11 protein-coding genes and 1 pseudogene are annotated in these 12,958 nt (G+C 38.2%); 7 read left to right on the forward strand and 5 right to left on the reverse strand.

Features of this window, described 5'->3' with window-relative positions; all coding sequences use genetic code 11:
- Positions 1-79: 79 nt before the first annotated feature.
- A pseudogene (locus tag I6E85_RS11425) lies at positions 80-1,705 on the reverse strand (PRTRC system ParB family protein); the annotation flags it as partial.
- A 170-nt stretch (positions 1,706-1,875) separates the two neighbouring features.
- On the reverse strand, positions 1,876-3,048 hold the full coding sequence (locus I6E85_RS11430; protein ID WP_024591255.1) for a DNA polymerase III subunit beta: 1,173 nt from the start codon (positions 3,046-3,048) through the stop codon (positions 1,876-1,878).
- A gap of 386 nt (positions 3,049-3,434) precedes the next feature.
- Here I6E85_RS11430 and I6E85_RS11435 point away from each other — a divergent pair, with 386 nt between their 5' ends.
- From I6E85_RS11435 to I6E85_RS11465, 7 genes are read left to right on the forward strand one after another with little or no spacing between them, the layout of a single operon-like run.
- Complete coding sequence (locus I6E85_RS11435) at positions 3,435-4,211, forward strand: thioredoxin fold domain-containing protein (RefSeq protein ID WP_024591256.1); 777 nt, start codon at positions 3,435-3,437, stop codon at positions 4,209-4,211.
- Complete coding sequence (locus I6E85_RS11440) at positions 4,212-4,979, forward strand: hypothetical protein (protein WP_024591257.1); 768 nt, start codon at positions 4,212-4,214, stop codon at positions 4,977-4,979.
- A complete protein-coding gene (locus I6E85_RS11445; protein ID WP_155945836.1) occupies positions 4,976-5,134 on the forward strand; it encodes a hypothetical protein in 159 nt (52 codons plus the stop codon). Before I6E85_RS11440 ends, I6E85_RS11445 begins: the two co-directional genes overlap by 4 nt.
- Positions 5,124-5,867, forward strand: a complete 744-nt coding sequence (locus I6E85_RS11450) for a TraV family lipoprotein (protein WP_024591258.1) — start codon at positions 5,124-5,126, stop codon at positions 5,865-5,867. Before I6E85_RS11445 ends, I6E85_RS11450 begins: the two co-directional genes overlap by 11 nt.
- Before the next feature lie 19 nt (positions 5,868-5,886).
- Complete coding sequence (locus tag I6E85_RS11455; RefSeq protein ID WP_024591259.1) at positions 5,887-8,457, forward strand: TraC family protein; 2,571 nt, start codon at positions 5,887-5,889, stop codon at positions 8,455-8,457.
- A 14-nt stretch (positions 8,458-8,471) separates the two neighbouring features.
- Positions 8,472-9,191: an HDOD domain-containing protein gene (locus I6E85_RS11460; protein ID WP_024591260.1), complete on the forward strand. Its 720-nt coding sequence runs from the start codon at positions 8,472-8,474 to the stop codon at positions 9,189-9,191.
- 8 nt (positions 9,192-9,199) lie between these two features.
- Positions 9,200-9,769 (forward strand): hypothetical protein, encoded by a 570-nt coding sequence (locus I6E85_RS11465; RefSeq protein ID WP_139016102.1) that lies wholly within the window; start codon positions 9,200-9,202, stop codon positions 9,767-9,769.
- On the opposite strand, the gene I6E85_RS11470 is transcribed toward I6E85_RS11465, so the two are convergent.
- The 3 genes from I6E85_RS11470 to I6E85_RS11480 all read right to left on the reverse strand — a co-directional run bounded on the left by I6E85_RS11470 (position 9,711) and on the right by I6E85_RS11480 (position 12,688).
- Positions 9,711-10,730, reverse strand: a complete 1,020-nt coding sequence (locus I6E85_RS11470; protein WP_024591261.1) for a hypothetical protein — start codon at positions 10,728-10,730, stop codon at positions 9,711-9,713. The genes I6E85_RS11465 and I6E85_RS11470 overlap by 59 nt on opposite strands.
- Positions 10,731-10,749: 19 nt before the next feature.
- Positions 10,750-11,778 (reverse strand): hypothetical protein, encoded by a 1,029-nt coding sequence (locus I6E85_RS11475; protein WP_024591262.1) that lies wholly within the window; start codon positions 11,776-11,778, stop codon positions 10,750-10,752.
- A 61-nt stretch (positions 11,779-11,839) separates the two neighbouring features.
- Positions 11,840-12,688, reverse strand: coding sequence for a recombinase RecT (locus I6E85_RS11480; protein WP_024591263.1), 849 nt, complete (start codon positions 12,686-12,688; stop codon positions 11,840-11,842).
- Between the last annotated feature and the right edge of the window lie 270 nt (positions 12,689-12,958).

Raw genomic sequence — 12,958 nt, forward strand, 5'->3', positions numbered from 1 at the left:
CTACATAGTAAAACAAACGAAAAAAACCGCTACTGATCGGGAAGTAGCGGTTTGGGTTGGGAAGTTATGTAAAAAGGGATTAGCGTTTGAGTAGTGTCAATAACGCTGGTGGCGCGTATTTCTGCCAGTTAAATTTAGTGCCTAAAATTGATTTAATAAAATCGGTCTTTTTGCCAGTGTGCATTATTTTAAAGCTACCCTCCGCATGTTTATTAGCGGCTTGTGCAAAGCCACTACCAGAGCATAGTTGTTTAAGCCCCTCAATCGTGTAGCTTGAAATATTCTCTTTACTCGGTTGCCATTCTTGCACTGCTTTATCAGCAAGCCCATCAATACTTTGAAATGCGACTTCATAAAATTGGAATGCATTTGCATTATCAGCACCATCACTAGTTAATATGAAATTAGTAATAGATTTTGAAAGTTCATCCAAGATTTCTTTTTTCGTTTTGGTTGAAGCAAGCTCAGTAGCTATTTTTGCAACATTATTAAACCCTCGTTGCTTAGAGTGGGCGCTAGTTACACACGCAACAGCAAGGCTTAATCTAAATAGTTCGTTATCCTTTAATTCATTACGAGCAAAGTCCACCAACTCTTTTTTATGAGACTCAATGACCACGTTTGAAGGTTGGCAAACAACAGGCTCTACAGTTTCTTGTGTTTCGTCAGGCGCACTAGTTGTTTCAGTATCCGCTTCATCAATATTACTTTTATTGTCGTTCTCGGATTTCGGAATACTTTTTTGAATTTTTTTCGTTTTTGCTTTTTTTGCTTTAGCGAGTGCTGCAACACACTTATCATTGCAGTCAACATCAATACACTGATTTTCAATAACAGTGCCTTCATGTGCTGGGCGGTCATCGAGTATACTGATGCGCTTAGAACAAAGGGCGCAACCGCTAGTGAATTGTGTTTCACCTACGGTAGTTGTATCAACTTTTCGTCTATCGGCTGGATTAGACTCACTAAAAAATAAAACTTTACCGTATTTTTCTTCTAACTTATTTTTTTGGTCACTTAAATATGCTTGTGTCTTATTTCGGTAGCATGTACCAAACGAACACGTAGAGCTTTTTTCATCACCTAAATCGAACAAACCCACTTGGCGCTCACTGTTATGTTTACATGAGTTACAATCTGCTTTATCAAATTTGGCCGTACCTAATGGCAACTGAACTTTAGTTGCTCGTTGTTTTAACTCAGCGACAGTCAATTTTTCATCAATAACACGTTTTAATGTGCCGATTTGAATTTTCTCTGGCAGGATAGATAAAATTAATGCATGACCTGCTTTAATCTTGCCTTTGTCTAGCGCGTCCAATACTTGATCACAACAATGAACTAGCTCAAGTCGTTCGTTTAGTTTTTTAACACTCCACATAAGGCGCTTGGCTGCACTTTCTCTATCGCCATTGAAAAAGCTTAACCAGCGTTTTGACGCTTGGATTTGACTAACAAAGTCTAAGTCCTGACGCACTGTATTTTCGCAAAGGTGCTGCTCCATAGCTTCACGGTCAGTAAGCTCTTTATGCTCAACATCAATTAATTCTAAACCGTTACTGATAGCCGCTGATACGCGTCTGTGGCCAACAACGATTTCAAGCTCACCTTCACTGTTTGTGCGAACAACAGGCTTTTGTATAATGCCAATATTACGAATTGACTCACACAGTTCGTTAAAGGCCTGTTCATCGTTTTTTCTGCGCGTGTTACCCCCTGTTCAGCAGGGTTAACAGTGATGCTACGTGAAGTAATAGATGCATTTGCCGTAGTAGCTGCGGCTTCATTCTTTTCAGTTACAGTATTCATTAATAATCTTCCCAAGACTTAATAAGTTATAAGTATGCTAACCAATTGCGATATTCTGGCTACTGATCAGGTTCGTAGTGGTAGCACTATCATGCGGCTGGTTTCATTTTCACCTTGGATAACGAGATATTTATCTTTCGGGTGCTGTCCAATCCGCGCAATTTTGCTTGTTACGTTAGCCACTGCTTGCATTAGGAAGTTTAAATTTACAGATAGCGCATTTTCAGGTTTAAGAGTCACCTTTGATTTAAGATAGTCCTCACCAAGCGTTTTACCGCCTTGCACTGTGCGTAAATGGGTTTCTTGAGTTGTATCGTCAATCAATAACTCTATAGCGGGTAGACGCTTGTCAATGGCGGCAGATAAGCGCCCCAATGCATCAGCCATATCTTTTTGCTCTAAATCCATTAACCAATCTGGTTCATTTAAAAATAATTCGGATAAGTCAGGGAATTTATTATCAAGTAACTGAGAGCGAATAAGTGTACTTTTAAAGGTGATTTCGCATGAATTGGTATCACAACGTAGGCGTACTAACTCACTTGCATCACTTACTTTTAGTCCTTGAATCATATCAATTAACTTAGTGGGAATAACGATATTGAAATCATTCTTAGAATTTGTAACATCAAGCTTATTATCGTAAACACGGTATCCATCGGTAGCAGTTAAAGAAATTACTTTTGCTGAACAGTTTAGCTTTATATTTACACCATTTAGGGCAGGTCTTGTGCTGTTATTGACCGCCACAGAGCCACGCGCTTGCACAAGTACGTCTTGAAGTCGCTTTAGGGGAATAGTTAATACTGAATGTTCAGCACTTAACTTTGGTGGTGCTGGGTACGCGCTAGGGTCTGCGGTATCAATTTTCATCTTTGAACGTTTGGCAGTAATTAACCCACCATTTTCGCTAAAATCATCCCATGAGATTTTTACAGGCTCGTTTGCATCAAAAGACGTATAAGCACTAACAATGGATAAAAGCTTTTCACCTGAAAGTAAAACCTCTTTATCTTCACCCAGCATATCTATATCGCTTTCAAAATTTTCTATTCTACGCGCCATAGACTGACCACCATTTGAAGCACTCGCGTAAGCAGCAAGCTTGCCACCTTTATTCGTAATAAGAATGCGAGCGAACTCAAGCACACCGTTACTCTTTTTGTTAGAGCAAGCAAGGCGAGCGATAGGGTTTAAAATTGATATAAAGTCTGCACAGGGTAATTTAATAAAAGACATTAGGGCTACTCTCCGTAAAAGTTAAATCAATACTACGTTTATTTGAAATCCTGACTACCGAACGGGAATTAGGTTGAATCCCGCGTAAATAATGGGGTTAGCTAGTGTTGAAGAAAGTTTGAGCGTAAAAGAGTCAATAAGTACAAGCGTATTTGGTGATCGAGCTTTTAAATTCACAGATTAATTTTAAAAGGTTTAACAACCGTAAATAAATGGGGTTATAGCGGGATTGGGTGACGGGTTTTAAATCCACAGAATAATTTTAAAAATAACGATTCAAATGAGTATTTAAATAATTAGAGAGGCACTTTATACCCTCTGTATTTTTAGCCAAGCCATTTACAGGATGTAAAAATAGGCCTAATCACATTAGATAGGCCTTAATTATGAAGTTAAATATGAAGAATATGGTAACGCTTGCATTAAGCGTTACATTTTCGTTAGCAGCGAATGCCGAAGGCGTAAAAGTTGAAAAAAGCCAAGCAGAAATTGTACTGCAAGCCGCTATAGATAACTTTACAAAACTTGTACCAATTCCAATTGTCGCAATTGAAGAATCACCACTTCCAAATATGGTGCAAGTTGTTACCGAAAAAGGCGTGTTTTATGCCACTAAAGATGGAAAATATATTGTTGCTGGTAATGTTCATGAAGCTAAAGAAGGCCTCCCTAATTTAACTAAAGCGCGTTTAGCAAAAGAAAATGGAAAGAAAATTACTGAATTAAAAGATAGCTTTATTACATACAAGGCTGAAAACGAAACAAGTGAAATAGTAGTTTTCTACGATACCTCATGCCCGTACTGCACAAAATTTCATAATGAAGTAGAAGACTTCAACCAAGCGGGTGTAACTGTCCACTATGCAGCATGGCCAAGACAAGGCGTATACAACCAACAAAATAAAACACAGTACACTGGTGCTTATTACAAATTAGAAAATGTGTGGTGCGCTGAAAACCCTAAAGCGGCCTTAGATGCCGCAGCACATAGAGCGAACGTGCCAAGAAGTACGTGCGAAAACACAATCCCTGAGCAATTTGCACTGGGATTAAGTTTAGGTGTAACTGGAACGCCTGCCGTTTTCTCAATTGATGGGCAACTAGTTCAACGAGGATATGCACCAGTTGATGATCTAATTAAAAATCTGAGAGGCGTTAAGTAAATGAAATTACTAACCCTCCCCATTATTGCGGCACTTCTAAGCGGTTCTGTTTTTGCAGAAGAAAAAGTAAATAAAGATGAAGTTAAGTTACCTATACCGTCACGCACTGAATTTGCAGAGCAAACAAAACGTGACCTTGGAAAATACGGAGCTGTAAACGCCATTCAAGAGCTACCAATCTCACGCTTGTATTTTGTCGAAGCTCAAAGTGGAAGTTATATCATTAGTTCTGACGGTCGTTTTGCTATTGAAGGAACAATAAAGGACGTATGGCATAGAAAAACGCTCAAAACCGTTGACGATGTGCGCGATACACTACGTATGCCATTATCTGAAATGAAATTCGACTTCCAAAAAGACCTAGCTTCACTTGTTTTGGGTAACCCTGATATACCGCGCCAAGGAGTTATTTTTGGGGACCCAACAGCAAAACATACCCAAGAATTTGTAGCAAAGATTAACGCTAACAAAGAAAAATACCATTTCGTATTTGTCATGATGCCGCTGATTGGTGGAGAGGATGCAGTAAAACGCAGCATGAGCATACTTTGTGCACCAGATAGAGAGCTTGCAATAGAAGATTTAGCTAACAACACAAGCGAATCATTCTTGGACACCAATGAAGGCTGCCCTGACCAAAATTTAATGTTTACTGTTTATATGCAGGAAATTTTTAAAATCACCAATTTACCGCATGTTGTACGAGAAGATGGCCTTGTGTCGAAAGGCGCGCCCATTGAGTTAGATAAATGGTTGGAATCATTATGATTAAAACATTAACAGTAATAATTTTGGTAAGTGCATTAGGTGGCTGTATGTCACCAATTGGCAGTGAACCTGATCCGCGCCAATGCCCACGCTACCTCACTCAAACAAATAACATGTGTAATCATTCAGATTTAAGGACTTACAATGAAATTTAAGCTTTTAACTACTTTAACGCTGGTAATGAGTGCTTTAAGCCTTCAAGGGTGTGTTAATTCACTAGGTAAAGAAGAATTTACCTGCCCAAATTTAAAAAAAGGCGGTGTCTGTGGTGGACCTCGTGATGTTTATAAATTAACTAATAACCGCGTTAGTCTTGAGAACCTAACCCAAGAAGAGCTAAACGCATACCGCAATGGCCAAAACACAAATCACGTTTCGTTGTACGAAAGTGATGGTGAAACAAAGCAAGTTATTAGCAATAAAAACAAAACAACTAAACTTGAAAATAAATCTAGTAAGCGTAATACGGACAATGGCGTTACCTATGCTGCGCGTGGAGACGGCCAGCAAACACCCGATAATTACCAAACACCGGAAGCATTACCGCAAACCCGTTTTTCATACCAACAAAATCAATATGAACAGTGGCCAAGCAATAATGAACCACTCGCACCTGAGCCATTAGCAACGCTTGAGCCTGCTCAAGTTATGCGTGTATTAATTGCCTCGTATACTGATTCAGACGGTTTATTACATATGCCAGGATATACATTTGTTGAGGTTACACCAAGACGGTGGAGTTATGGCGAAGCTGCCAACGACAGACCTTCTCGGGTAGTACCGTTAGAAGTAAAACGCCGTAGTGAAGAGCAATTCAACCGTGCTCGTAATCGCTCAAACGGAGTCGATGCTATGGAAGTAGTAAACCCAATCAACCGTAGAAAGTAATTAAAGGGGTATTTTAAAAATGTCTGCATTTCGCCGCCGTAACGAAAAATTATTAAAGCACGAAGCTTTTGCTGATTTATTCCCGTACTTAGAATACTGGGAGGATGAAAAATTATTTTTACTAGAGGGGCCTTATCTTGGCTTTGCATTTAGATCAATGCCCACAAACGGCGGTAATCGTGAAATTTTAAATAGCTTAACCGGTATTTACAAAACAAAGTTTCCCAAAGGAACACTTATACAGGCATCTTTAATTTCAAGCCCTGATATTGAAAATCAGCTCTATGGTTTTCGTGCTGCACGAACTGGACGCTACTTAGGTAAAGACCAAGAGCAAGTTTCATCCATAGCAAAAGCTGTTCATGATTTCTACCGCAAAGGTACAAACGAAGGAATAAATGAATCGGATTTTATATTTAGAACTTTTGAGTTCATATTTACTATAAAAATACCTATTAAACAACTTGTACCAACTAGTAATGAACTAACGGTAGCCAAAGATGTTAAAAAGCGCGCTTTACGCTCACTGTCAATTTTAGGCGCAGTAGAGCTTGATGATGTAGGTTTTCGTCGCCGCTTACGCGTTATGTTCAACATGTTCAATAAAGACAAGTGGCGTACACGCCCGCATTTTAAAGAAAAGTCACAAGCTTCGGGCTTAATGCGTGATCAGATTTTAGATCCTGGCAAGCGAGTTGAGATAGAAGGTAGTGGCATAAAAATACTAGATGATAAAGATAACGAATGTGAATACATTAAATCGTTGTCTGTAACTGAAATGCCAGAAAACATGGTTTATGGTCAAATGATGGACTTGCTTGGTGATTGGCTCGAAGGTAAGGGAGCACCTTTGACAGAGCACTTCATGATCACACTTAATATGTATTATGAAGACGCAGTAAAAGCTATTAAAGATATTAAATCTAAACGTAGTTTTATAAACTCACAGGCAAAAGGCAAGTTAGTGCAATGGGTTGACCGATTACGCTTCCAAAATAAAGACTTTAACGATATAAATCGCGAAATTGAGCAAGAAAAATCAACTATTGTTAAGTATGCCTTACAAGTAAATGTATTTGCTAAAAATGAAGAGCGAGCTGACGTGTTTGCAGAAGAACTTATTGCATTCTACGAGCGTAAGGGCTGTACGCTGGTTGATAATAATTTTTTCACAGTACCGATGTTCATAAGCTCACTCCCAATGGGGCTTAGCGAAGAAGTTGTTAATCTCTCTGGCCGTTATAATGTATGTACTTCAAAAGCACTTCCTTTTTTAACACCTCACATGGGGAGCTGGGCGGGTAACACCTCGGAACCTAGACTATTATTAACGTCCCGATTAGGTCAGTTGGTAAATATCGACTTTTTTAAATCACAGACAAACTATAACTTTTATATTGCAGCTACTTCCGGGGCAGGTAAGTCTTTCTTTACGGGATACCTCATTGCAAACATGCTTTCTTCTGGCGTTAAGTTACAAGATGATCCCGATAACCCAGCACAAAACAAAGATTTTGATGATGGAACTCAAGTTTTCGTAATTGACGTGGGGCGTTCTTACGAAGGTCTAGCAAAGCAGCTGCATGAAGCGCAATTCTTAGTCTTCAATAAAGACTTGGCTTATACACTAAACCCGTTCTCATATATTCATGAGTTTGATGGTGAAGAAGGTCAAGGTATACAATGCCTAGCGCAACTAAAAACAATGGCAGCACCTTCAGGTAAAATTTCAGACTTTCAAAGCTCGCAAATGTTGACCCTGTTAACAGCGCTATGGAATGACAAAGGTAATAAGGCCTGTATTGATGATTACTATGAACTGTGTGTAAAAAGTGAACATGAAGCGGTGAGAGAAATTGGCCACCAGCTTAAACCATTTTGTAAAGGGTTTTACTATGGCGCATATTTTGATCCCGAAAAGCCGCCAGTCGATTTTTCTTCTCGCCTAGTAGTAGTTGAGCTAGAAGAGCTTAAAGGCGACCCGCACTTACAAACAATTGCTTTAATGTCTGTAATTATGTCAATACAGCAAACAATGTACCTTGGTGGGCAAGCACGTCGTCGGATGTTCCTGCTAGACGAAGCGTGGGAATATTTAAAGGGAGATGAAGCAACAAAAGCAAGGCTTGGTTTTTTTAGTCAATTCCTAGAAACAGCTTGGCGACGCTTCAGAAAATATAATGCTGCTGGTGGGCTAATCACTCAATCTGTAATGGATGGTTATAGCTCAGATGTAGGTCGAGCAATTCTTGATAACTCAAATTGGCTACTTTTACTTAAACAAAGAGAAGAGGCCGTTGAAAAACTGCAGAATGAAAAAGCATACTCTGGTAGTGAATTGGATTTTAAACTGATAAAATCAACACATACGGTCCAACCCGATCCATCAAGGACTGATATTGCTTACTCAGAGATTTTTATAAAGTATGAAGGACAATCACAAGTCTGTCGATTATATACTGATAGACGCATACAGCTTACATTAACCACTAATGCCGACGAAAAGCAGCGCAGGCAGGAGTTAATTGATAACGGTTACTCTTTCATGGATGCAATTGACCAAATGGTATTAGAAGACCACCGGCAGTAAATAGTGAAAATTGAATGTTAAATTTGAGTAATGAATCCCTTGTTGTTTTGGAGGTCCGGCGTCTTTTTGGCGCTGGACGCAGCTTGGTTAAAGCTAATAACAAAGTGATAAGTGAGCTAAAGAATGCATGCTTTAACCAGGATTACAACACTGCAAAGATAGTACAATTGGCCCATACAGACGGCGCAGTGCTATCAAAGATAATTGAAATAGCTAATAGATCTGTAAGATACAAAAGAAAAACGCCGATAATAGACCCCGCCCAATGCGTCGCTCGTATAGGTCAAAAATGTATGCAAGGCATCGCTCTTAATTTGGAAATAGAATCCCTTAGCATTAAGCTAAATGATTTCTGGAAAAAAGTTTTCATCAAAATTGAGTCCAATACGCGAAGAGCACTTTTAGAAGCAATGAATTTAAATAAGGGAAACGAAAGTAATAACTTATTTGAAATAACAAATAAAACATTACTTCTCAGTTTATCTTGTTACGCCAAGGCTATTGCATGTTCTAACATCGACATTAAGATGACGAAAGAGTTACTTCAATTTGTATTGACGCCAGAGCCCGTGATGGCTGAATTAATTCAAACGTCGATGGGGGTTCGTGTTGAAATACTAAGTTTTTCTGAAGAAGATATATCAAAGAGTTCATACATTGCTGCTGCAGCATGGGCTGAGGTATCCGGGGAAGCCAACCCAAAACAAGTCTGTAACCTTGAATTTAGTCCATAGGGAGTAATATGAGTGTAGATATATTTGAACATGTTGAGGCTATAAAGGCTGGGGTTTCATACTTTGAAAACCACGACAGTATAATTGATGCAGTTTCAAGCTTGGAAATGATGGCCTTCTTAGAGAATGCATTTAAAGGGCGAAAAGTTAAAATATGTGCTAATTATTCTAAGGCCAGTGGGTATCACTTTACCATCGACAGACCAAAGGCCGGTTTTATAGTTTTAAACTCAGTTTCGGGGCAATGGCATCATGATAATTATATAGAACAATTTCTTATGCGTATAAGACTATGTGAGTTGTCATCGCTGCCGTACCAATGGGTAAACGAACAAAACGAAGGCAACCACGATATAAAACTTTTAATAGTTCAAGATGGAGATAAGAACTATTTAGAGGCGCGTCGGCATTTTGATTTATATGGCGGCGTCCGATCTGACAATCTTTGTAAAACTATTGAGGATTTTACTGTTTCTGCGCAACTGTTATCACAAATAGTGCAACGTGATATAAGCGTAGTTAGAAAAAAATCAAAGGCTCCCTTTGATCATTCTCAGTCCGAACACACGCAACACTAGCATATTCAAAAAAATTGTAATTAGACCGACTGTAAAACACACTAGGTCTTTTACATATAACACCAGTAGTAACATTCAAACATTCGATAAACTCCCCATCTAAGTGCAAAGAGGCACGCTCAGGCATTAAATCATCAATAATAAGAGTATCAATTTGACTATTAACGTCATTCATCAATGACAATGGAACTGAATTTTCTTTTTTAAGGAATAAAACTGAACTATGCACAACTGAGTATGCGCTGCATCCTAAATTAGTACGACTGGAGGTTTTTAAGTCACCAGCTTTAAATAAACTGGAATTAACCTTACTTACAAAGCTATTCATTAATTTAAAACGTTCGCTGTAACGAACATCTATTAGCTTTTTACCATTCACTATCGCAGCATCAACGGCCGTAAAACCAAATCTAGCTGAATAGAAGCCTTCTACAATAGTGTATCCCAAGCCAAGTCGCTTAAAAGCAGCCTTGATCATGTTCGTATATGTCGTTGGTAAAGGTAGTACAGCCCCTTCAATACCAATTTTGTTAGCTGGATAGAATCTAACATTGTAAAATTCATCAAATACAATGACTGACTGAATGCCTGAATAGACTTCTAAGCACGGATGATTTGTTAGGCCATCGATTTGCTTGTCATCTAACTTTGAGTACGACAGAGGCATGATAGGCTTCGATTTTAGTTGTTCTAGCTCTAATGTTTGGACTGGATTGTCATTACGTTTTGCAACTTCAAAATCAATTTGCTCTAAACATGTAATTTCTTCTTCAAGGCGCTCATAAGCCAAATGTTCACGTTTAAAGCCACCAGCAGTAAATTCTTCATACTCAAAGTTCAAACCCATACCACACAGATCTAAACGTATGAAAAATTCAGAGTCGTTTTCATACACCATTATGCGTACTGATTTGCGCTCATTTTCATTACATTTTAATATGACACGAGTTTTAATATTCATTTATTTCACTTTTAATTATTTAACAAAGAAAGTCGCTAACAATAAGTTCTTCAGATGATTCAATATGTTCATGCTCTGCCGGTGATATAGTTTTTACCGGCTCAATCTCACTGCGTTTGTTATTAACCAATATTTCATGGTTGAAATTACCAAAATCAAATGGGTCTAAAGTAACCACATTATTATCAAGAGTGCTGGTGGCACTTTGGCCACGCGATGCAGCAATTTTAAATCCACCATAACGCGGTAAGTTTTTCTGTTTAATTAATTCAGCAGGGGAGAAAAGGTTGGTTTTTCTACCAATTACCCGTCCAAAGTCATTCTTAATCAAAGAGTCTGCTTTTTCTTGTTTGCGAAAAAATACGTTATGCATTTCTACCGCTATTTTATACTTAGCAGTCACAGGTTTACCGAGAATGTTTTCGGGGCATTGTAATGCATCATCTTCTAATGCGCGGCGATAAGTGGACGCTTTGTATATATCAAGCCATTCATCATCATCAAATGCATTGAAGCCGCCGTACTTAATATCAATGTAGAGTCTCTTAATTGCTTCCAGCTCTTTAAGAGAGAGCCCACACGAACCCTTACCTTTGTTTATGTTGAAGTTGATACATGCAGCGATAACTTCGCTGTCAGGCTTTTTAGGAAACTCACGATAATTAATATGGTTATCGTTACCGCAAAGCTGGTACATATCAGTGGTGTATAGGATAAAGTCCTCATGAACCTTTGTCTTTGCGCTTGAGTTAATCAGGTGACGAAAGTAGCCCGATTTTAGCTCTACAACAGCCGTCAGTTGCTTAGTATTGCGGTCAATTGCAGGCACAATACTCACAAAATCAAGTAATTCGTTTAAATCCAATTCTAATTTTAACAATGTTTCATTAAGAGCAAGCAAAACGTCCGATTCATTGACATCGTGCAATGAAATAGGCGTGTTCTCGTGAATTACAACACGGTTATATTCACCTTGAATAAACTGGGTGATTTTTGCTGTTTTATTACTTTTGTAGTGCTCAGCTATAGCTATAATAATTCTACGCACGATAGTTACCCTTTAATTAATCATGTTGATATGGCCACTATAGGCCATATCAATAATCTGACTACTGTTCTAATTGATTAGCCAAGAGAGCGGCAAAATCCTCATCACTCACTGACTCCTCAGTAAAACTCTTAGTTTGTGGCACGTTCGGCGTTTGTTGTTCAAATTTAACAACAACACCAGAGTCATTAATACTTCTGTTATTCGGTAGTAAGCCTAATAAGTTCGCGAGACTATTAAATGTCCTGCGTAAAATGACGTTGCGCACACAGCGACTCGTAAAGTTAACCCAAGCACTTATTCCAGCATCATCTGCCATATGTGTTTTATCAGAAATAATAGATTGAATTTCACTTGTACCAATGTACGAGCAATAGAATGTACCATCCGTAAAGGTGATAACAGAGAAAGCGGCTACAATGGCGTTTCCATCGGTTGTATATGAGTGTATGAATCGCGGTGGCGTGTTTTCACCGTACCATTCAAATTGATCGCCTTCATGCACAACACTGAAGTTGGTAGATTTGATTTTGGAACAGGCGCCGTAAAATTGATTCATGGCCTGGATACCAATTTGAACAGTTGGAAATACTTGTTCACAGTGAGATTCCCAATGTATAAACAAATAGGCTTCTTTGTCATATGGATTAATAGATAAGCCCATATTGGCTATTTCAAGAATGCAGCGAGCTAACTCTTTAGGTTTTATGCTGTCAAAGCTAGGTTTACGGTTGCTATATAATTTTTGTTTGTTAACTTGAGAGGTTATCCAAGCAAATAGTTCACGTAATTGGCTATTGATTTCATTTACATCAAATGAACGGTCAATTTTATTAGTTTCATACGTGGCTATAAGTTGAGTTCTAAATTCTTTATTTAAAAATAAATCGATGTAGTTGTTATGTGACATTGTTTGACTCCAGTTTTTTCAGTAGTTAAACATATTTGAAAATTCTGGCTACAAACTGGGATTTATTGCTTTTAAAAAGTTATACACATATCCACAAACCCTATAATTTATATTAAATGTATAAATACTAGAAAGAGATATAAAACTATAGGGTTTGTATCTCTTTGATTTAAAACATAAAAAAAGTCAATCTAGATCTTAATTATGGTAATGCTGATCACAAAGTTGGTGGTTAGGATCACAATACTGGTGTTACTGATCACTTAAATG

Source organism: Pseudoalteromonas sp. NZS71, from assembly GCF_015864715.1.
Lineage (GTDB): Bacteria > Pseudomonadota > Gammaproteobacteria > Enterobacterales > Alteromonadaceae > Pseudoalteromonas > Pseudoalteromonas arctica.

Excerpts from the sequence above, each read along its gene's own strand:
- I6E85_RS11430 (WP_024591255.1), bottom strand. The coding sequence starts at position 3,048 with ATGTCTTTTATTAAATTACCCTGTGCAGACTTTATATCAATTTTAAAC.
- I6E85_RS11435 (WP_024591256.1), top strand. The coding sequence starts at position 3,435 with ATGAAGTTAAATATGAAGAATATGGTAACGCTTGCATTAAGCGTTACA.
- I6E85_RS11440 (WP_024591257.1), top strand. The coding sequence starts at position 4,212 with ATGAAATTACTAACCCTCCCCATTATTGCGGCACTTCTAAGCGGTTCT.
- I6E85_RS11445 (WP_155945836.1), top strand. The coding sequence starts at position 4,976 with ATGATTAAAACATTAACAGTAATAATTTTGGTAAGTGCATTAGGTGGC.
- I6E85_RS11450 (WP_024591258.1), top strand. The coding sequence starts at position 5,124 with ATGAAATTTAAGCTTTTAACTACTTTAACGCTGGTAATGAGTGCTTTA.
- I6E85_RS11455 (WP_024591259.1), top strand. The coding sequence starts at position 5,887 with ATGTCTGCATTTCGCCGCCGTAACGAAAAATTATTAAAGCACGAAGCT.
- I6E85_RS11460 (WP_024591260.1), top strand. The coding sequence starts at position 8,472 with ATGTTAAATTTGAGTAATGAATCCCTTGTTGTTTTGGAGGTCCGGCGT.
- I6E85_RS11465 (WP_139016102.1), top strand. The coding sequence starts at position 9,200 with ATGAGTGTAGATATATTTGAACATGTTGAGGCTATAAAGGCTGGGGTT.
- I6E85_RS11470 (WP_024591261.1), bottom strand. The coding sequence starts at position 10,730 with ATGAATATTAAAACTCGTGTCATATTAAAATGTAATGAAAATGAGCGC.
- I6E85_RS11480 (WP_024591263.1), bottom strand. The coding sequence starts at position 12,688 with ATGTCACATAACAACTACATCGATTTATTTTTAAATAAAGAATTTAGA.